Raw genomic sequence first — 22,199 nt, forward strand, 5'->3', positions numbered from 1 at the left:
CCCTTCGAGAATCGGGAGCCATGACGGGGTTCCGCTCAGGAGATCCCGAGTTCCCTGTCGATCAGGTCGAACATGTCCTCGTCGGAGGCGGCGAGCAGTTCCTCGTCGACCGTCGCCTCTTCCGGCTCTTCGGATGCGGCCCAGGTGTCCAGCAGCGCGCGCAGTGATGCGGTGAGTGCCTGCCGTGCGGCGGGGTCGGACGCCTGCCGGTAGGCGGCTTCGAGCTGTTGCAGACCGGCGGGCAGATCGGTGGCCGGTCCGCTCACGGCCGGCAGCAGTTCCGCGTCCAGGTGGTCGGCGAGGGCGTTCGGCGTCGGGTGGTCGAAGACGATGGTCGCCGAGAGGCGGGTGCCGAAGACCCCGCTGAGCCGGTTGCGCAGTTCCACCGCGGTCAGGGAGTCGAATCCCATGTCGCGGAAGGCGCGTCCCGGTTTGACGGTGTCGGACGGGCCGTGTCCCAGGACCGCGCCCACATGGGTGCGGATCAGGTCGACGAGCCGGCGTCGTCGCTTGGCCTCGGGCAGTGCCGCCAGTTCGGCCAGCAGAGCGGTGGCCGCGTCGGCTCCGTCGTCCTGGGTCTCGGGCCGCGCGGCGTTCTGTGCGGCGAGGAGTTCCCGTACCTCGGGCACCTCGTCGACGAGCGGCCGGTGTCCGTGGGCGCAGTAGGCGGGCAGGAAGCGGTCCCAGCGGATGTCGGCGACCACGAGGGTGCTCTCCCGCCCGGCGCTCGCCCAGGCCAGGGCGCGGACCGCGAGTTCGGGAGCCATCGCCGGGACCCCGCGGCGCAGCAGTTGCCCGCCGACCTCTTCGTCGACCATGCCGCCGCCCGCCCAGGCTCCCCAGGCGATCGAGATCGCGGGCAGCCCTTGGGCGCGGCGCTGTTCGGCGAGGGCGTCGAGGTGGGCGTTGGCGGCGGCGTAGGGGGCCTGTCCTCCGTTGCCCCAGACGCCGGCGCCGGAGGAGAACAGGACGAAGGCGTCCAGGGAGTGTCCGGTCAGCAGTTCGTGGAGGTTCTGCGCGCCGAGCACCTTGGCGTGCATCACGCCGACGGCGTCCTCGGGTGTGAGGTCGCCCAGCGGCCGTGCCGTCTCGACCGCGCCCGCCGTGTGGACGACCGCGGTGAGGGGCGAGGCGTCGGGCACCTGGTCAAGCAGCGCGGCGAGCGCGGTGCGGTCGGCGACGTCGCAGGCGGCGATGGTCACGCCGCAGCCGAGGGCGGTGAGCTCGTCGCGCAGTGCGGCGGCTCCGGGCGCCTCGGGGCCGCGCCTGCTGGTCAGGATCAGGTGTTCGGCGCCGTCCTGTGCCAGGGACCGGGCGACCTGCGAGCCGAGGGCTCCCGTTCCGCCCGTGACGAGGACCGTGCCGCGCGGTCGCCAGGTGTCGCCGTCGGTCACCGGCGCGTGGAGCGGTGTACGGACCATGCGGCGGACGCTGACCCCTCCCCCGCGTACCGCGAACTCGGTCTCCCGGCCGCCGTCTCCCCCGGGCTCCGCGGTGAGCAGAGCCGGAAGTACGAGGCGTACGGCGGACTCCGTGTCGCCGGCGGGCAGGTCGACGAGGCCGCCGCAGCGGTCGGGGTCGTCGAGGCCGATCACCCGGGCGAGTCCCCACACGGCGGCCTGTGCCGGATCGGGGGCGCCGTCGTCTTCGCCGGTCGAGACCGCGCCTCGGGTCAGGCTCCACAGCCGGCCGGGTATCCCGGCGTCGTCGAGTGCCTGGACGAGCGCCATCGATCCGAGCAGCCCGTACGAGACGCCCGGACTGTGCTGGCTCGCACGGGTGTTGAGGGCGAGCAGGGACAGGACGCCGTCCGGTGTCACGTCCGCGGGGAGGTCCGCGAGCAGTCGCCCGGCCAGCTCGCCGCGCTGGGCGGAGTCGGGCACGGCCAGCTCGACGGTCCGGGCACCGGCGGCGTGCAGGGCGCCGAGGGCGGCCGCGACGAGATCGTCGTCCTGGTGGGTTTCGGGGACGGCGACGAGCCAGGTGCCGTCGAGGGTCGGGGCGGGTGTGCCCGGTGCGGGCGCGGGTTTCGGCCGCCAGACGATGCGGTAGCGCCAGCTGTCGAGGGTGGAACGCTCGCGCCGGCTGCGGCGCCAGGACGACAGGGCGGGCACGATCGCGCCCAGTGACTCCTGGTCCTCGATACCGAGAGTGCGCGCGAACCCTTCCAGGTCACCGTCCTCGACACTCTTCCAGAACGCCTCGTCCACCGGGTCCGCCACCACCGCCGAGGCCTTCGGCAACTCCAGCCAGTAGCGCTGGTGCTGGAAGGCGTAGGTGGGCAGGTCGACTCGGCGTGGCGCGTAGGGCGTGAACGCCGGGGCCCAGTCGACGGTGACACCACGCGTCCACGCCTCACCCAGCGACGTGTAGAAACGGGCCAGGCCGCCCTGACCGCGACGCAGAGTACCCGTGACCACAGCCTCACCACCGGCCGCCTCCACCGTCTCCGCAACCGGAACGGTCAGCACGGGATGCGGACTCATCTCCAGGAACGCACCATGCCCCGAACCCACCAACTCACGTACTGCAGACTCCAGTTGAACGGTCTGACGCAGATTCGTGTACCAGTAGCCGGCATCCGTGACCGCCGACTCCAGCCACCCACCCGTCACCGTCGAGAAGAACGGCACCCCGGGCTCACGTGCAACGACCGGAGCAAGAACCTCCAGCAGCTCCTCACGGATCAGCTCGACATGCGCCGAGTGGGAGGCGTAGTCCACCTCCACCCGCCGCACCCGAATGTCTTCGGTGCCCGCCTGCTCCACGAGTTCATCGAGCGCGTCCGCGTCACCCGAGACCACGACCGACGTCGGACCGTTCACCGCGGCCACCGACACACGACCGCCCCACGCGGAGATCAGTTCCTCGGCGCGCTCACGCGACAACGCGACCGACACCATCCCGCCCTGGCCGGCGAGTGCGGTGATCGCACGGCTGCGCAAGGCCGCCACCCGCGCACCGTCCTGCAACGACAGCGCACCCGCGACGACCGCGGCCGCGATCTCACCCTGCGAATGACCCACCACCGCCGCCGGACGCACACCGAACGACTCCCACAACGCCGCCAGCGACACCATCACCGCCCACAACACCGGCTGCACCACATCCACCCGGTCCAGCCCCGGAGCACCCTCCACGCCCCGCACCACATCCATCAACGACCACTCCACGAACCCGTCCAACGCCGCCGCACACTCACCGAAACGAGCCGCGAACACCGGCGAGGAATCCAGGAGTTCGACCGCCATCCCCACCCACTGCGCACCCTGACCCGGGAACACGAACACAGCGGACGGAGGCGAGGCGGCGGACCCGGCGACACCGGAGGCGACCACCTCGGAGCCGATCACCAACGCCCTGTTCTCGAACACCGAACGGTGATTGAACAGGGTCCAGGCCACATCGACAGGACGCGCACCCGCCTCCCGCAGATCCCTCTCCCCCAGCTCTGTGTCCGTCTCCCGCAGATGGGACAGCAACCGCTCCGTCTGGTCGTCGAGCGCCTTCTCCGAGCGGGCCGAGACCAGCAGGGGGACACTCGCTCCCGCGGGGTCGGGCACGTCCGTGCGGGCGGGCTCGGTGGGAACAGGTTCGGGCTGCTCGATGATGACGTGGGCGTTCGTGCCGCTGATACCGAAGGAGGAGACGCCGGCGCGCCGGGGGTGGCCGTTCTCCTCCCAGGGCCGTGCCTCGGAGAGGACCTCGACCGCGCCGGCCGACCAGTCCACGAACGACGACACCTCGTCGGCGTGCAGCGACTTGGGCAGCACACCGTGCCGCATCGCCTGCACCATCTTGATGACCCCGGCCACCCCCGAAGCGGCCTGACTGTGACCGATGTTGGACTTCACCGAGCCCAGCCACAACGGCCGGTCCGCGGCCCGGTCCTGCCCGTACGTGGCCAGCAGCGCCTGCGCCTCGATCGGATCACCGAGCTTCGTGCCCGTGCCGTGCGCCTCGACCACGTCGACGTCCTGGGCGGCCACGCCCGCGTTCGCCAGCGCCGCCTGGATCACTCGTTGCTGGGAGGGTCCGTTGGGGGCCGTCAGACCGTTGGAGGCGCCGTCCTGGTTGATCGCCGAACCCCGGACGACCGCGAGGACCTCGTGTCCGTTGCGGCGCGCGTCCGAGAGCCGCTCCAGCAGCAGGACACCCACTCCCTCGGACAGGGCGAAGCCGTCGGCTTCGGCGGAGAAGGGCTTGCAGCGGCCGTCCCGGGACAGGGCCTGCTGCCTGCTGAAGGCGATGAAGGGGCCGGGCCCGGACATCACGGTGACGGCACCCGCGAGGGCGAGGGAGCACTCTCCGGAGCGCAGTGACTGGACGGCCATGTGCAGGGCGACCAGTGAGGAGGAACAGGCCGTGTCGACCGTCACCGCGGGACCCTCCAGGCCCAGCGTGTAGGCGACACGGCCGGAGGCGACGCTCGCCGCGGCTCCGGTGGCCAGGTAGCCCTCGGCCTCCCCGGCGGCGGCGCGCAGCTGGGTGGCGTACTCCTGATCGGTCATGCCCAGGTAGACACCGGTGCTGCTGCCGCGCAGCGCCCGCGGGTCGATGCCGGCGCGCTCCAGTGCTTCCCAGGTGGTTTCCAGCAGGAGGCGCTGCTGCGGGTCCATGGCCAGTGCCTCGCGCGGCGAGATCCCGAAGAACGCGGCGTCGAACTCCGCCGCGTCGTGGAGGAAGCCGCTCTCGCGGACGTAGCTGGTGCCGCTGCGGTCGGGGTCCGGGTCGTAGAGCGCGTCCAGGTCCCAGCCACGGTCCGTGGGGAACTCCGAGATGACATCGGCCTCCGCACGCACCAGCCGCCACAGATCCTCCGGCGAACGCACCCCACCCGGATACCGGCACCCCATCGACACGATCGCGATCGGGTCACCGTCCACGACACCGCGCGCCACCGGCACAGCCGCCCCGGCGGGGTCCTGCGGGGAGCCGAAGGCCTGCTCTTCGAGGAGGTCGGCCAGTGCCGAGATGCTGGGGTGGTCGAAGACGACCGTGGTGGGCAGCCGCAGCCCCGTGGTCCGGCCGAGGCGGTTGCGCAGTTCGACGGCGGTGAGCGAGTCGAAACCGAGGTCCTTGAAGGCGAGTTCGGTGTCGATGTGCTCCGCGCTGTCGTGGCCGAGGACGGTGGCCACCTGTCGGCTCACCAGGTCCAGCAGGGCTGTGCGGCGCCGGGCCGGGTCGAGGTGCGTCAGGTGCTGGAGCGGCGCGGGATCGGTCGCGGACGTCCGGTTCTCGTCGTCGGCGGGCTGTGCCTCGGGCAGTTCGGCGAGGAGGTCACTGCGCCGGACCGAGGTGAACACCCCGGCGAAGCGTTGCCAGTCCACGTCGGCGAGCGCGATGAGCGTCTCGTCGTGGTCCAGCGCCTGCTGGAGGCCGGTGACGGCGGTGTCCGGGTCGATGACGGGCACGCCGCGGCGGCGGAGGGTGTCCTGAAGGTCCTCGGCGATCATGCCGCCGCCCGCCCAGGGGCCCCAGGCGACCGAGAGGACGGGCACGCCGTCCGCGCGGCGCTGCTCGGCGCGTGCGTCGAGGATGGCGTTGGCGGCGGCGTACGCGCCGTGGTCGGCGACGCCCCATGTCCCGGAGATGGAGGAGAAGTAGACGACGGCGTCGAGTGCGGCCGGGTCGAGTGCGGTGTCGAGGTGGTCGGCGCCGAGGACCTTGCCGGACAGGGTCGACACCAGGTCGGTGATCCCCGCGTCGTCGAGGGATCCGAGGGCGCTGATGCCCGCGGCGTGCACGACCGTGCGGACGGGCGGCACGTCCTCCTGTTCCAGGTGCCGTATCAGCCCGGTGACGGAGTCCGGGTCGGCCATGTCGCAGGCGACGATGCTGACCGCGGTGCCCTGCTCCTCGAGTTCCCGGCGGAGCTCGTCGGTGCCCGGTGTGTCGGCGCCGCGGCGTCCGGTCAGTACGAGATGGGCGGCGCCCTGGCCGGCGAGCCAGCGCGCCATGCGGACGCCGAGGGCGCCGGTGCCGCCCGTGACGAGGACGGTGCCGCTCGGTTTCCAGGAGCGGGCGGCGGGTGCGTGGCCGTACGGCGCGCGGATCAGCCGGCGGCCGAAGGCCTTGCCGGCGCGGACGGCGATCTGGTCCTCGGTGCCCTCGCCGGCGAGGAGGTGCACGAGCAGCTTCAGGGTGGACTCGTCGGTCTTCTCGGGGAGGTCGATCAGACCACCCCAGCGCTTCGGGTGCTCAAGGGCGGCGACGCGGCCGAGTCCCCAGACGCCTGCCTGGACGGGAGCGGCGGGTGCCCTGTCGTCGGCTGTCGCGACGGCGCCACGGGTGAGGCACCACAGGGGTGCCTGGATCCCCGCGTCGCCCAGCGCCTGGACGAGGGTCAGGCTCACGGCCAGGCCCCGGGGTACGGAGGTGTGCTCGGGGTGCGGCAGTTCGTCGAGGCCGGTCAGGGAGAGGACGCCGCCGAAGGTGCGGTTCTCGGCCTCGGCCCGCAGGCGTTCCGCCAGTCGCTGCCGCTCGGAGTCCGCGGTGCCGACCGTCAGTACGCTGACGCCGTCCGTCCGTTCCGTGAGAGCGCCGAGGACGGCCCGGAACAGCGGGGCGTCGTCGAACGTCTCGGGGACGACGAGCAGCCAGGTGCCGTCGGCGTGTGCGCCGGCGGGTGCGTGGGTGGACAGCGGCCGCCAGACGATGCGGTAGCGCCAGCTGTCGAGGGTGGAACGGGTCTGGCGTCCCTTGCGCCACGACGACAGGGCCGGAACCACCGAACCCAGTGACTCCTGGTCCTCGATACCGAGAGTGCGCGCGAACCCTTCCAGGTCACCGTCCTCGACACTCTTCCAGAACGCCTCGTCCACCGGGTCCGCCACCACCGCCGAGGCCTTCGGCAGCTCCAGCCAGAACCGCTGGTGCTGGAAGGCATACGTCGGCAGCTCCACCCGCCGCGGACGCCGCCCGGCGAACACCGGACTCCAGTCGACGGTGACACCACGCGTCCACGCCTCACCGAGAGAGGTGTAGAAGCGGGTGAGTCCGCCGTCGTTGCGCCGCAGGGTGCCGGTGACCACGGCCTCACCACCGGCCGCCTCCACCGTCTCCGCGACCGGAACGGTCAGCACGGGATGCGGACTCATCTCCAGGAACGCACCATGCCCCGAACCCACCAACTCACGTACTGCAGACTCCAGTTGGACGGTCTGACGCAGGTTCGTGTACCAGTAGCCGGCATCCGTGACCGCCGACTCCAGCCACCCACCCGTCACCGTCGAGAAGAACGGCACCCCGGGTTCACGTGCAACAACCGGAGCAAGAACCTCGAGCAGCTCCTCACGGATCAGCTCGACATGCGCCGAGTGGGAGGCGTAGTCCACCTCCACCCGCCGCACCCGAATGTCTTCGGCGCCCGCCTGCTCCACCAACTCATCGAGCGCGTCCGCGTCACCGGAGACCACGACCGACGTCGGACCGTTCACCGCGGCCACCGAGATACGACCGTCCCAGCCCGCGATCAGTTCCTCGGCGCGCTCACGCGACAACGCGACCGACACCATCCCACCCTGGCCGGCGAGTGCGGTGATCGCACGGCTGCGCAAGGCCGCCACCCGCGCACCGTCCTGCAACGACAGCGCACCCGCGACGACCGCGGCCGCGATCTCACCCTGCGAATGACCCACCACCGCCGCCGGACGCACACCGAACGACTCCCACAACGCCGCCAGCGACACCATCACCGCCCACAACACCGGCTGCACCACATCCACCCGGTCCAGCCCCGGAGCACCCTCCACGCCCCGCACCACATCCATCAACGACCACTCCACGAACCCGTCCAACGCCGCCGCACACTCAACAAAGCGAGCCGCGAACACCGGTGAGGAATCCAGGAGTTCGACCGCCATGCCCGCCCACTGCGCACCCTGACCCGGGAACACGAAGACAGCGGAGGGAGGTGTGGCGGCGGATCCGGCGACACCGGAGGCGACCACCTCGGAGCCGATCACCAGCGCCCTGTTCTCGAACACCGAACGGTGATTGAACAGGGTCCAGGCCACATCGACAGGACGCGTACCCGCCTCCCGCAGATCCGCGTCCCGAAGGTGCGAGACAAGGCGCTCCGTCTGGTCGTCGAGCGCCTTCTCCGAGCGGGCCGAGACCAGCAGGGGCACCGCCGGTTCATCCGTCTCGGGAGCGGGCTCGGTGGCCGCCGCCGGTCCGGGCTGCTCGGCGGCGGGCTGTTCGATGATGACGTGCGCGTTCGTGCCGCTCACGCCGAAGGAGGAGACGCCGGCCCGTCGGGGGCGGTCGTCCTCCTCCCAGGGCCGTGCCTCGGAGAGGACCTCGACCGCGCCGGCCGACCAGTCCACGAACGACGACACCTCGTCGGCGTGCAGCGACTTGGGCAGCACACCGTGCCGCATCGCCTGCACCATCTTGATGACCCCGGCCACCCCCGAAGCGGCCTGACTGTGACCGATGTTGGACTTCACCGAGCCCAGCCACAACGGCCGGTCCGCGGCCCGGTCCTGCCCGTACGTGGCCAGCAGGGCCTGCGCCTCGATCGGATCACCGAGCTTGGTGCCCGTGCCGTGCGCCTCGACCACGTCGACGTCGACCGCCGACAGACCGGCGTTGGCCAGGGCGGCGCGGATGACACGCTGCTGGGACAGGCCGTTGGGGGCGGTCAGGCCGTTGGAGGCGCCGTCCTGGTTGATCGCGGAGCCCCGGACGACCGCGAGGACCTCGTGTCCGTTGCGGTGCGCGTCCGAGAGGCGCTCCAGCAGCAGGACACCCACTCCCTCGGCCCAGGCCGTGCCGTCCGCGCCCTCCGCGAACGGCTTGCACCGCCCGTTCGCCGCGAGCCCGCGCTGCCGGCTGAACTCCACGAACATGCCCGGGGCGCCCATGACGGTGGCGCCGCCGGCGAAGGCGAGGGAGCACTCTCCGGAGCGCAGTGACTGGACGGCCATGTGCAGGGCGACCAGTGAGGAGGAACAGGCCGTGTCGACCGTCACCGCGGGACCCTCCAGGCCCAGCGTGTAGGCGATACGGCCGGAGGCGACGCTCGCCGTGGTGCCGGTGAGGACGTGGCCTTCGACCGCTTCGACCGCTTCGTGCAGGCGCGGGCCGTACTCGGGGGCGGTGGCTCCGATGAAGACGCCGGTGGCGGTGGACTGCAGTCGGTGCGGGTCGATGCCGGCGCGCTCCAGTGCCTCCCAGGCGGTCTCCAGCAGGAGGCGCTGCTGCGGGTCCATGGCGAGGGCCTCGCGCGGCGAGATCCCGAAGAACGCGGCGTCGAACTCCGCCGCGTCGTGGAGGAAGCCGCCTTCGCGGACGTAGCTGGTGCCGCTGCGGTCGGGGTCCGGGTCGTAGAGCGCGTCCAGGTCCCAGCCACGGTCCGTGGGGAACTCCGAGATGACATCGGCCTCCGCGCGCACCAGCCGCCACAGATCCTCCGGCGAACGCACCCCACCCGGATACCGGCACCCCATCGACACGATCGCGATCGGGTCACCGTCCACGACACCGCGCGCCACCGGCACAGCCGCCCCGGCGCCGGTGTCGTCGTGTGCGGCGTCGAGGTGGCGGGCCAGGCGGGCCGGGGTCGGGTGCTCGTAGACGACGGTGGCGGGCAGGCGCAGGCCGGCGGCCCGGTTGAGGCGGTCGCACAGTTCGACGACGGTGACCGAGTCGAAGCCGAGGTCCTTGAACGAGCGTGCGGGGTCGATGGCGTCGGCGTCGGTGTGGCCGAGGATGAGGGCCGCGCTCTCCCGGACGAGCCGCAGGCTGTCGCCGGTGCCGGTGCCTGTGCTGGAGGGGGTGGCGGGTGCCGGGGGCTGGTGGGCGGGCGCCGTCGGGGCGGTGCGGGGGTGTGCGCGGGTTGCGGGGGTGGCGTCGATCCAGTGGCGGCGGCGCTGGAAGGCGTAGGTCGGCAGGTCGACCGTGCGGGGCTGGTGGGCGGCGAAGGCCGGGGTCCAGTCGACGTCGGCGCCGCGCGTCCAGAGTTCTCCGAGCGAGGTGTAGAAGCGGGTGAGTCCGCCGTCGTTGCGCCGCAGGGTTCCGGTGACGACGGTGTGTTCCGGGTGGGTGGCCGCGGCCTCGGCGGTCTCGCGGACCGGGGTGGTCAGCACGGGGTGCGGGCTGACCTCGACGAACACGGTGTGTCCGGCGGCGGCCAGGGCCCGTACGGCGGGTTCCAGGAGGACGGGCCGGCGCAGGTTGGCGTACCAGTAGGCGGCGTCGGTGCGGGCGTCGCGCAGCCAGTCGCCGGTGACCGTGGACAGGAAGGGGATGTCGGGCGTGCGGGGGGTGAGCGGGGCGAGGAGGCGCAGCACCTCGTCCTGGACGGCTTCGACGTGTGCGGAGTGGGAGGCGTAGTCGACGTCGATGCGGCGTACGCGTACGCCTTGGTGCTCGGCCTCGGCGGTCAGTTCGTCGAGGGCGGTGGTGTCGCCGGAGACGACGACCGAGGAGGGGCCGTTGACGGCGGCGACGGCGACGCGGCCGTCCCAGGCGGCGATGAGGGTGCGTGCCTGGGGCTCCGGGAGGGCCACGGACATCATGCCGCTGAGGCCTTTGAGTGCGATGAGTGCCTTGCTGCGCTGGGCGACGGCCAGGGCGCCGTCCTCCAGGCTCAGCGCGCCGGCGACGCAGGCGGCGGCGATCTCCCCTTGGGAGTGTCCGACGACCGCTGCCGGGCGTACGCCGTGGGCCTGCCACAGGGCGGCCAGGGACACCATGACGGCCCACAGGACGGGCTGGACGACTTCGACGTCGGAGCGGTCCAGGGAGGGTGCGTCGGCGTCGCCGCGCAGGACGGCGGAGAGCGACCAGTCGACGTGCGGGGCGAGTGCGGCCTCGCACTCGGCGATGCGGGCGGCGAAGGCGGGCGCGGTGGTCATGAGTTCGTCCGCCATGCCGGCCCACTGGCTGCCCTGGCCGGGGAAGACGAAGACGGGCCGGTCGAGGTGGCCGCCCGCGGGGCCCGGGGGGAGGGCGGCGGTGAGGTGGTTCAGGATGCCGGTGGCGTCGGTGGCGGCGCCGACGGCCCGGTATTCGAGGGGGGTGCGGGTGGTGAGCAGGGACCAGCCGACGTCGATGGGGTCGGCGTGCGCGGCGGGGTGTGCGGCGAGTCGTGCGGTCTGGGCGTGCAGGGCTTCGGGGCTGCGGGCGGACAGCAGCCAGGGCACCACGGGTCGCTCGGTGTGGTCGGCGGTCTGTCCGGTGCCGGCGGGCCGGGGTGCGGGTGGTGTGCGCGGGGGTGCCTGTTCGAGGACGAGGTGGGCGTTGGTGCCGCCCATGCCGAAGGAGGAGACGCCCGCGCGCAGGGGGCGGCCGGGGTCCGGGGCGGTCCACTCGGTGGTCTCCAGCTGGACGCGCAGGCCGAGTCCGTCGAGGTCGATGGCCGGGTTGGGGGTGGTGTGGTTGAGGCTGGGGACGAGTTGGCCGTGGGCCAGGCAGAGGACCACCTTGAGCAGTCCCGCGATGCCCGCCGCGCCCTCCAGGTGGCCGATGTTCGTCTTCACCGAGCCGACGGCCAGGGGGGTCCTGCGGTCGGGGTCCGTGCCGACGGCGGCGCCGAGCGCGGCGGCTTCCACGGGGTCGCCGACCCGGGTGCCGGTGCCGTGCAGTTCGACGTAGTCGATGCTTGCCGGGGCGACGCCGGCGCGGGCGCAGGCGCTGCGGATCGCGGCCTCCTGGGCGGCGGCGTCGGGAGTGGTGAGGCTGGCGCCCGTGCCGTCGTTGTTGACGGCTCCGCCGCGGATGACGGCGTGGATGCGGTCGCCGTCGGCCAGTGCCCGGGAGAGGGGCTTGAGGACGACGAAGCCGGCGCCCTCGCCGCGGACGAATCCGTTGGCGCGGGCGTCGAAGGTGTGGCACAGGCCGTCCGGGCTGAGGCCGCCGAACTCGGCGAGGGCCAGGGTGCTGTCGGGGGTGAGGTTGAGGTGGACGCCGCCGGCGAGGGCGAGTTCGCAGTCGCCGCCGCGGAGGCTGTCGCAGGCGAGCTGGACGGCGACGAGGGAGGACGACTGGGCGCTGTCGACGGTGAGGCTGGGGCCGCTGACGCCGAGGGCGTAGGAGAGGCGGCCCGCGATGAGGCCGCGGTTGAGGCCGGTGGCGGTGTGGTGGCCGACGGCTTCGCTGCCCTGCTGGTGGACGAGTGCGGCGTAGTCGGAGACGTCGGCGCCGACGAAGACGCCGGTGGCGTGCGGCAGGCCGGTCACCGGCAGTGCGGCGTGTTCCAGTGCCTCCCAGCCCAGTTCGAGGACGAGCCGTGCCTGCGGGTCCATGGCTTCGGCCTCGCGGGGCGAGATGCCGAAGAAGGCCGCGTCGAAGTCCGCGGGGGCGTCGATGAAGCCGCCGCGGTAGGGGATCGTGGTGCCCCGGCCGGTGGTGAAGGCGTCGTCGTGCGGTGCGCCGGTACGACGGTCCTCGGGGGCGTCGGTGATGGCGCTGCGGCCGTCGGCGAGCAGCTTCCAGTAGGCGTCCGGTCCGCTCGCGCCGGGCAGCCGGCACGCAAGGCCGACCACGGCCACGGGTTCGTGGGCCGAAACGGTGGTCCGGGCGTCCGCGGGTACCGGCTCGTTCATGGATGGCACTCCAAACACCAAGGCGACGGGGTCGGGGCAGCCCTCACGGTTGCACGGTGTCCGGCGCGCTCCGCGCTCCTGCCAGGTGCTCTAGGGGAATTCCTAAGCGGTGCCCGGGTGCCCGGGAAGTGCCTTTCGCGGGCGCTGGGACCTGCCTCCATAGCGAGGGAGGGCGGGTCCGGGCAAGGGGTCAAGTCTAGGCGTCTGCCCGAACTGGGGACGGCACGCTCAAGGGGCGGCAGCCGACTGCCGCGAGGCCTGTGCCCGTGTGCCGTCAGCGTCGTGCGCGCGGGCCGATCGCTGTACCCCTGAAGGAGAAGAGGCGCATCCATGACCGCGATGAACCTGGTGTTGCCGTCACGTGCCGCGGACCCTCCCCTCGTGTCCCGGCTGGCGGCGTCGGCGGCGGTGGTCGAGGGCGGGGTGATGAGCAATGCGGAGGTGTTCGCCTGGATCGACGAGCGGCAGCGTGAGCAGCAGCAGCATGTCGAGCGGGTGCCGTTCGCGGCGCTGCGCGGCTGGCGCTTCGACCACCGCACCGGCGATCTGCGTCATGACAGCGGGCGGTTCTTCTCGGTGCTGGGGCTGGCGGTGCAGTCGGACTTCGGGCCGGTGCGGTCGTGGTCGCAGCCGATCATCCACCAGCCGGAGATAGGGATCCTGGGCATCGCGGTGCGGGACTTCGACGGTGTCCCGCACCTGTTGATGCAGGCGAAGTCGGAGCCGGGCAACGTCAACGGCGTGCAGTTGTCGCCGACCGTGCAGGCGACGAAGAGCAACTACACGGGTGTGCACGGTGGTTCGGCGGTGCCGTACATGGACGTCTTCCGCAGGCCCGGGGCGGGGCAGGTGGTGGCGGACGTCCTGCAGTCGGAGCAGGGGTCGTGGTTCCTGCACAAGCGCAACCGGAACATGGTCGTGGAGGTGGGCCCGGAGGTGGAGGCCGGCGAGGACTTCGCCTGGCTGACGCTGGGGCAGGTCAACATGCTGCTGCGGCACGACAACCTGGTGAACATGGACGCCCGTACGGTGCTGTCCTGCCTGCCGGACTGGCGTGGCGGCGAGGAGAACCTGGTCGAGGACGCCGGCTGGTCGCTGCACACCGACCGGGAGGTCCGCACCTGGATCACCCGGCGGCGTGCGGAGCACGAGGTGAGCGCGGCGCCGATCCCGCTGGCGCAGGCACAGGGCTGGCTGCGGACGCAGCACGCGGTGACGCACTGCAACGGCCTGTACTTCGATGTCGTCGCGGTGGACGTGTCCTCCCGCGGGCGTGAGGTGCCCGCCTGGTCGCAGCCGCTGCTGGAGCCCCGCGGCACGGGCATCGCGGCGCTGTTCGTGAAGCGGATCGACGGGGTTCTGCACGCGCTGCTGCGGGCCCGTGCCGAACCGGGCTTCCTCGACGTGGTGGAGCTGGGTCCGACCGTGCAGTGTGTGCCGGAGAACTACGAGCATCTGCCCGAGGCGGACCGGCCGCCGTATCTCGCGCAGGCGCTGGCGCGCCGTGCAAGTGCCCGCTACGACGTGGTGCTGTCCGAGGAGGGCGGCCGGTTCCGCAACGCGCAGAGCCACTACATGGTCATCGAGACGGAGAGCGACTTCCCCGCCGTGTCGGACGAGTTCCGCTGGCTGACGTCGCATCAGCTGGATGAACTGCTGCGCTACAGCCATCATTTGAACGTGCAGGCCAGGACGCTGGTCGCGGCGTTGAGGGCGCTGTGAGCGGCGCCGTGGCCCGGCCGCTGCGGCTGGGTGCGCTGGGGACCTCGTCCATCGCGCGCCGTCGTACGCTGCCGAAGGCGGTGGCCGCGCCGGAGGTGGAACTCGTCGCCGTCGCGGGCCGGTCGGCGCAGAAGACGGCGGCGTTCGCCGAACAGTTCGGGTGTGCGGCGGAGGCGGATCTCGCGTCGCTGCTGGAGCGCCCGGACGTGGAGGCGGTGTACATCTCCACGCCGACCGCGCTGCACCGCACCTGGGCGGCGCGGGCCCTGCGGGCGGGCAAGCACGTGCTGGTCGAGAAGCCGGTCGGGGTGGACGCCCACGAGGCACGTGAACTGGCCGACCTGGCGCGGGAGCGCGGGCTGGTGCTGCGGGAGAACTTCATGTTCCTGCACCACCCGCAGCACGCCTTCGCCGCGGACCTGGTGCGCCAGGGGCGGCTGGGCCGGCTGAGTGCGATGCACGCCGCCTTCTGCATTCCGCCGCTGCCCGCCGACGACATCCGCTACGTGCCCGACATGGGTGGCGGGGCCCTGCTGGACGTGGGGGTGTATCCGCTGCGCGCCGCCCAGCTGCTGCTGGGCGGGGGGCTCCAGGTGGCCGGGGCGGTGCTGCGTACGCGCCCGGACGGGCTGGACCTGTCGGGTCAGGCGCTGCTGGTCTCCCCGTCCGGTGTCCTCGCGAACGTGACGTTCGGCTTCGAGCACGCGTACGCGTCGGCGTACGCGCTGTGGGGTGACACGGCGCGTCTGTCGGTGACGCGCGCCTTCACCCCGCCGCCCGCGCACCAGCCCGTGCTCGTGCTGGAGGAGCAGGATCACGAGGAGCGGTTCACGCTCCCGGCCGCCGACCAACTCCACAACTGTCTGGCCGAGTTCGCGGCCGCGGTCCGGCGGGGCGACGCGGGCGGCGCGGAGGAGGCCGACAGGCGCCGAGCCGTGGTGGCGGGCATGGACCTGGTCGATCTGGTGAACAAGGTGGCCGTGCGGGTGCCCGTGGGCGACGGCCGGGAGGAACGGGACAGACCCACCGGCAGCGACTGAGCACCGTCTCCAAGCACCGTCTCCACGATCCTGGCGTCCCGCCGTACACGACGACCGGAAATCGCCCTCCCCGTGCGGGCGCCCGTGGTCCACTGCCGGGCAGACCATCCAAGGGGAGGGCCCGGAAGCCGACGGGCGGAGCACGCCACCCCCGAGAACCGTCCCGCCAAGCCCACCGGCCGGCCCGGATGCCGGCCGCACCAGAGGAGTGTCCTCATGGCTCCCCCCACCTCCCCCGGTTCCGCCTACGACAGTCCGCCGCCCCCGCCCGCCGGGGACGCGGACGAGGCCCCCGCGTCCCCCAGGGCCCCGGCCGGGGCATGGGGCTTCGTCGCCACCGTGGTCTGCGACATCGTCCTGCCGGCCGGCCTCTACTACGTGCTGCGCGACCTGGGCGCCGACGAGATCACCGCGCTGCTGGTCAGCGGATCGGCGCCCGCCCTGCACACGCTGTACTCGGCGGTGCGGCACCGCAAGGTCGACGCCCTCGGTGTCTTCACCATCACGCTGCTCGTGGTGAGCGCCCTCGCCTCGGTCCTGACCGCGAGCCCGCGCATCGTGCTCGCACGCAACAGCCTGTTCACCGCCCTCGCCGGTGTGTGGCTGCTGGTCACCCTCTTCACCGCCCGCCCGTTCACCTATCAGGCCGTCAAGGCGCTGCTGCCCGGGCGGTCGGCGCGGCTGGAGAGTCTGTGGGAACAGGACGCCGCGTTCCGCCGTGTGTGGCGTGCCGTGACCGTCCTGTGGGGTCTGGGGCTCCTCGTGGACGCCCTGCTGCGTCTGATCATGGCTTACTCCCTGCCCGTCGACAGCGTGCCCGCGCTCGACGCGGCCCTGTACGCGGCCACCTGGATCGTGCTCCAGGTCGTCACGCAGATCTCGCTGTACCGCTCGGGCACCTTCCGGAAGATCTTCTCCCGCTGACACCCGGCCGGAGCCGGTCTGCGGCGCGACAGACTTAACGGTCGTTTAATTCGGATCTTTCGCGCTACATAGGTAACTTCGAGATGATTACTCGGTTACGTGTGGTCGGTGTCGGTCGGTGTCGAGTTAGCCGGCGGGGTGCCCGCCCGCCGGGTGCGGCAGCCGCCTCGGGCCGTCCGGTCCCGCCGTCCGTGCGGGCCGCCGCAAACGGGCACCCGCGGGCGGCGGGCGGCATCCGCCCGCCGCCCCCGGATCGCCGCCGCAAACCCCGCGCCCCCGGGGCGCGGCCGGTGCCGCGCGCCGCGCGCAGGCCGTCGATCACGGCCCCCACCTCGGCATCCGCGCCGGTACCTGCCGCCCCGGAACGCGGCAGGAGCCGTACGGGCGTTCCTGGGCGCCACGTTGTCGAGCAAACCCCCGGCCCGCCGCCCCGGCGCCCGCCGCGGGCACGGCGGCCCTGCCGTCGACAGCCGGGTGGTGCCGCGCGCACCGGCCGGGTGCGCCCCTGCGAGCCCCTCCGCGCCGGGTGTGCGGACGGCCGCACCCGGCGGTCACCTCACGGACCGCGGGAACGGTGAAGGTGACGTGAAGGTGTCGCCGGGGCGCGGTGGACGCGGCGGTCCCGGCGGGGTTGTGAAGTCGGCGGTCACAGCGGGCCCGCAGGCATAACCCGACCGAATACGGCGCACACGTCACGGGCCGCCGCCGCTTCTCCTGACGCACGTCAAATGAGCGAGAACGTGTCCGGCCGCCGGCGCCGCGGGCCGGACACCGGCCGGTGATTGGCCCCGGCGGGGCTCCGCCGTTGTCGCGGGCCGCCTCGTGGGCCCCAACCTCCATGCGGGAAAGCCTGGTTCGGGCATATCCGGGGAAGGGCGACGCAAACTTGAGACTCGCTGGAGACTCACTCGAAAGACGGTTGAATCCCGCAACGCGAACGTCAATTTACGACCGCTTTCCTCTCTTCTTGTCGCTGCACCGCGCATTCGGCCGCTTGGCCACCTGTCGGGGAATTCCCCGACACCGCCCCATCCCGCACCCACCCCCACCTGCACTTCCTGCCATGCAGGCACCGGCCAGCAGCAACCTCTTGGAACGCGCCTGACGGTGCGCCAGCCTGCCCGTCAGCCGCAGCGACGAGGGAGGCCCCGTGCCGCACGGGCAGGCCGGTGAGCCGGGGCAGGGTGTCCGCGCACACGAACTGGCTCTTCTGACGCAGGAGTTGGATCATGCGCGGACGTCGGCCGGGTTCGTGCGGCTGAGCGGTGAACCGTGGGTCGGCAAGACCCGTCTGGCGCTTCGCCTGGCCCGCGCCGCGGCACACCGGGAGTGGGCCGTGGCATGCGGCCGGGCCGCCCGGGACGGAACCGGCCGCCCCTTCCACGCGCTGGTGGACGCGCTCGACGACCAGCTCGCCTCGGCGGATCCCGCCGCCCTGCGGCGGCTGGGCCCGGCCCGCCTGCGCCTGCTGGCCCAGGTCTTCCCGGCCTTGGGCGGCGCCTTCACGGAAAACCCGCGGGACGTCGACGTCCACGCGGTCGCCCGGGCGGTCCGCGCCGTGCTGGAAGAGCTGGCGGGCCGGCGCGGGCTCCTGCTGGTGCTGGACGACGCACACCGCGCGGGGCGGGAGGTGGCCGAGTTCGCCGAACACCTGCTGCGCCGCCCGCCGGACGCCCCGGTGCTCACGGTGCTCGTCCACCGCGGCGGCGGCCCGGGGGCCGGCCGGCTGGCTTCGCTCGCCCACCCGGACGGCGCCGTGCGCCACATCCCGCTGCGGCCGCTGCCGCGCGCGGCGGCCGCCGCGCTGCTGCCCGACGGGCTCGCCCCGCTGCACCGGGAGCTGATCCTGCGGGACGCGGCGGGGGTTCCGGGGCTGTTGCGGGCGCTGTCCGACGGCGAGCCGCCCGACACCGGGGGTGTCCCCCACAGCAGCCTCGAACTGGCCTGCGGCCCCTCCCCGTTGGCGCCGTCCGTGCAGGCGCTGGATCTGGGCGCGCTGTCCCCGCCCGCCCGGCGCGCCGCGGACGCGGCCGCCGCCGCGGGCGACCCCTTCACCGTGGAGACGGTGGCGCACACGGCCCTGCTGTCCGTCGAAGAAGCCCTGCGCGCGGTGGACGAACTGCACAGCGAGGGCATCGTCGGACCGGACCGCCGGGCGGGGTGGTTCCGCTTCCGCCGTCCTGCGGCCCGGGCCCTGCTGCACCAGGCCGCGGGGGCCGCGCGGGGGCGGGCGGCCCGGGAACGGGCGCTCGCCGCGCCGGCCACGGGCGAGGACACCGGCGCGGCGGTCCCCGCGCTGCTGGAGACCGCCGCGCCGCCCACGGCCGCGCAGGCGGACCTCCTGGAGAAGTACGCGCGCGCCACGGTCTTCACCCAGCCGGCCCGCGCCGAGCGGGCCGCCCGCCGGGCGGCGGAACGTCCCGGCGCCCCGCCCGGCGCGTGGCTGCTGCGGTGCCAGGCCCTGGTGCTGTGCGGGCGGCCGGCGCGGGCACTGACCGAGTACGCGCGGCTGTGGCCCCCGCAGGAGGCGCCACGGCCCCCCGCCGGGGTCACGGAGTGGACCGAGGCCGCGGTGTGGCGGGCCCGGGCGCTGCGGCTGCTGGGGGCCCGCTCGCAGGCGAGACGTGTGCTGCGCGCGGTGTCCGCCGAGGACCGTGCCGCCGTCCCCGCGGCCCAGGCCGAACTGGCCGCGCTGCTGCTGGAGTCGGGGCAGCCGACCCGGGGGGCCGCGCTCGGCGCCGCGCGCCGCGCCGTGCGCTGCGCGCCGGAGAGCGACGTGGCCGCGCACAGCCATGCGCTGGCGCTGCTGGCCGCCGCGCACGCGGCGCAGGGGGCGGCCGAGGCGGCCCGGGAGGCGGCCGGGGAGGCCGGACCGCTGCTGTCCGGGCTCGGCCGGGAGGGGGCGGCACCGGTCGTGGAGGCATGGCGCTGGCTGGGCGAGGCCGTGGCGGACGGCGACGGCCGACGGGCCCGGCAGTGTTTCCAGCTCGGTTTCGACCTCGCCCTGCACCACGGGCAGGGGCATTTGCTCGGCTCCTTCGCGCTGGGGCTGGCACGGGCCTGTCTGGATTCCGGGGACCTGACCGCCGCGGCCGCGCACGCCCCTTTCGCCGCCACCGAATTCGACCGACTCACCGCATATGATTCGGCAGCCGCCGCGCAGGATCTCCTCGAATTCATTGAAAGGGGTCCCGAGCACCATCCGGGGAAAGATTTGGGAATTCCGCTCAGTACGCGTGAGAGAGAAATCGCGATGCTTATAGGCCCGGGTCTGACGAATAAACAGATCGCGGCCCGCATGAACATCAGCATCAAGACCGTGGAAACCCACCTCGGACGCATATTCAAAAAACTCGGGGTGAAATCAAGGGCGCAGGTCGTCTTCCTCCTCTCCCTTCCGGTGTCCGAATTCCCGGCCCCCGGGGAGGAATGCGGGCCCGCTCCGCGGCGGCCGGCAACCGTCCGTTCACCCGCACCCGGAGGGCGCCCGCACCGGTCCAGGTGAACGGACGGTGGCACGGGGGCCCGCCCGCGCGGGCGGCCTTGCCGGTGGCCGGTGCCCCTGGCAAAACCGGGGACAAGCGGACCCGGTACGCCCGCTACGGGCACCTTTGCGGCCACAAAGCCCCGGGCCGCCCCGGCGCCAGGACACCCACCGGCGGGGACGATGCGCAGGTCCGGACCGGTGCCGGGGGATCGGGCGCCCCGGATGACGGGCGGGACCCGTCCGGGGAGGACGCCGGCCGGCCGTGCCGGCGGCGGCCGTATCGGGAACACACGGCCACCCTGCACGCACCCCGCCGCCACAGACCGACCGACCGCCCGGTACGGCCTCCTCCACCAGGCCCGCGGGCCGCCGCCATGCACAGGAGCGGGCACCTCGTCCAGGGCCTTACGGGCAGAGTGCCGGGCAGGGTGCGGCCGGTGACCCGCGGGGCACGGCCGCCGTGCCCCGCGGGTCACCGGCCGGGTCCGGCAGGCCCCTGGATTCGGCCAGGCCGCCGGGCCCGGCCGACTCCCGCGCCGGAGCCGCGCCGGACGGCACCGGCCGCGCGCCGCGACACCTGTCCGAGCCACCGAACAGGCCTTACGTCGTCCCGGTCCGGATGCCCCAGGCCGCCGAAGTCATGTGTGACAGCCGGAATTCGCCGAGGTGTCCGGCAGCCGCCGGGCCCTCCGGCCGGAGCGGGGACCCGGCCGCCCCGCACTCCGGAAGGCGCCCCGCCCCGGCGGGTTCCGGCACGTCGCCGCACCCGCCCCACGGCGGGGCCGAGGGGCCGCGCGGCGGCCCGCGGCGGGCCGCTGCGTCCGCTCCCGGAAGCCCGGCGGCGGCCCGGCCGGCCCCGCACAGCAGAACGGCCCGCCGGTTTCCGCGGCGGGCCGTCCGACCGTTCGGGGCCGGCCCGGTCGGGGACCGGCTCGCCGGGCCGGCTGGTCGGGGCCGGCCCGGCGGGGTGAAACATGAGCAAAGCCCGCTTTGCGGACATGCCGACGGGCGGCCCGGGAAGCACCGGCCCGCCCGCGTCACAGCTGATTCATCAGCCCCACTGGTCGTCCCCGAGCGGCGCCGCGTGTGCGGAATGCGCCGGGAAGGGCGACGACACGGCCACCTGGCCGTGTGCAATGGCGGGAACCGTAATGTGGGCCCCGAGCGTGCCGATGAATCCGGCGGTGGCCAGAAGTCCGGCGGTCGTGATTCGCAGTACAAGCTTGCTCATAGCTACCCCCACGTTCGACAGTTGGCCTTGCAGCAGCAAGACTCGCCGACCGGGGTTCTCCGCCCAACCCATTCCTGGTGTCGTAAAGTTGCCTGACAAGAAGTTCCGTCGCGCGGGAATGCGAGCCTCCAGTGCCTGAAAGCTCTCTCCCTGCAGGCGCTTTCGCCATGCTGGATGACGCAGAAGCGAAGGCGTACCGCAATGCAGTCCTGCTGGGCCGCTTTGTCCGTGAGGAGATGGCGACCGCCCTCGGCGTCTCCCTGGAAAAGGTGGCACAAGTCGAGGAGCGTCTGACGGCGCTCAGCCTGCTGCGGCCCCTGCCCGGCGAGCCGGAACTGCTGGTACCGGTGAGCCCCGACACGGCGGTGGCCGACCTCGTGGGGCCGGCCGAGGGCCGCATACGGGACCTGCAGCGGGAGGTCACCGAGATCCGTGACCAGATGGGCGCGCTGCGCGCGACCTACTTCGAGAGCCGCCAGCAGCGCAACCAGGCCGAGGCCTTCGACGTGATCAGCGACATCAACGCGCTGCAGGCCGTGCTGGACGAGCAGGGCGAGCGCTGCCGCACCGAGATGCTCAGCGCGCAGCCCGGCGGTGCCCGTCCCTCCAGCCTCCTGGCCAACGCCCGGCCCAGGACCCTGGAACGGCTCAGACGCGGGGTGCAGATACGCCACCTCTACCAGCACACCGCGCGCAGTGACCTCGCCACCGCCTCCTATGTGCGGGCGATCACCGAGCACGGGGCCGAGGTGCGCACCACCGACGAGCTGATCGACCGGATCGTCATCTACGACCGGGAGGTGGCCTTCCTTCCCGAGCAGCACGTGGGCGGCCGGGCCCCCGGGGCGGTGGTGGTGCGCGAGCCGACCCTGGTGGCCTTCATCTGCCGGGTCTACGAGCATCTGTGGTCCGGGGCCACCCAGTTCGTCCCCGGGGCCGAGGACAGCAGCGAGATCACCGACGACCTGAAGCGGTCGATCATCAGGCTCATGGCGCAGGGCTACAAGGACGAGCTCGTGGCCCGCCGGCTGGGCATGTCGGTGCGCACCTGCCGCCGGTACATCTCCCAGATCATGCTGAGTGTCGACGCCAACAGCCGTTTCCAGGCCGGGGTGCACATCGCGCTGACGGGGCTGCCCGACCTCCAGTAGCCCGGTCCGGCACTGCCTGTCAGGCCACAACCTGTCACCGGACGCAAGTGGCCTTCCTGCCCTGCTCCCCGGCAGGCTGGTACGACCAGT

Annotated in this window: 6 protein-coding genes; 5 read left to right on the top strand and 1 reads right to left on the bottom strand. The window is 73.0% G+C overall.

Annotated features, from left to right (window positions below; all coding sequences use genetic code 11):
* Positions 1-35: 35 nt before the first annotated feature.
* Complete coding sequence (locus OG199_RS00455) at positions 36-12,554, bottom strand: type I polyketide synthase (protein ID WP_405827196.1); 12,519 nt, start codon at positions 12,552-12,554, stop codon at positions 36-38.
* Between the two features lie 330 nt (positions 12,555-12,884).
* Here OG199_RS00455 and OG199_RS00460 point away from each other — a divergent pair, with 330 nt between their 5' ends.
* The 5 genes from OG199_RS00460 to OG199_RS00480 all read left to right on the top strand — a co-directional run bounded on the left by OG199_RS00460 (position 12,885) and on the right by OG199_RS00480 (position 22,109).
* A complete protein-coding gene (locus tag OG199_RS00460) occupies positions 12,885-14,276 on the top strand; it encodes an NDP-hexose 2,3-dehydratase family protein (protein ID WP_405827198.1) in 1,392 nt (463 codons plus the stop codon).
* The gene (locus OG199_RS00465) at positions 14,273-15,316 is read left to right on the top strand and encodes a Gfo/Idh/MocA family protein (RefSeq protein WP_405827200.1); all 1,044 of its coding nucleotides are present in this window, start codon (positions 14,273-14,275) and stop codon (positions 15,314-15,316) included. The genes OG199_RS00460 and OG199_RS00465 overlap by 4 nt, the downstream gene beginning before the upstream one ends.
* A gap of 216 nt (positions 15,317-15,532) precedes the next feature.
* On the top strand, positions 15,533-16,240 hold the full coding sequence (locus tag OG199_RS00470; RefSeq protein WP_405827202.1) for a VC0807 family protein: 708 nt from the start codon (positions 15,533-15,535) through the stop codon (positions 16,238-16,240).
* 1,150 nt (positions 16,241-17,390) lie between these two features.
* Positions 17,391-19,745: a LuxR C-terminal-related transcriptional regulator gene (locus OG199_RS00475; protein WP_405827204.1), complete on the top strand. Its 2,355-nt coding sequence runs from the start codon at positions 17,391-17,393 to the stop codon at positions 19,743-19,745.
* A 1,380-nt stretch (positions 19,746-21,125) separates the two neighbouring features.
* Complete coding sequence (locus OG199_RS00480; RefSeq protein ID WP_356809000.1) at positions 21,126-22,109, top strand: hypothetical protein; 984 nt, start codon at positions 21,126-21,128, stop codon at positions 22,107-22,109.
* Positions 22,110-22,199 lie beyond the last annotated feature (90 nt).

It is taken from the genome of Streptomyces sp. NBC_01176 (assembly GCF_045039825.1).
In the GTDB taxonomy this organism is placed as follows: domain Bacteria; phylum Actinomycetota; class Actinomycetes; order Streptomycetales; family Streptomycetaceae; genus Streptomyces.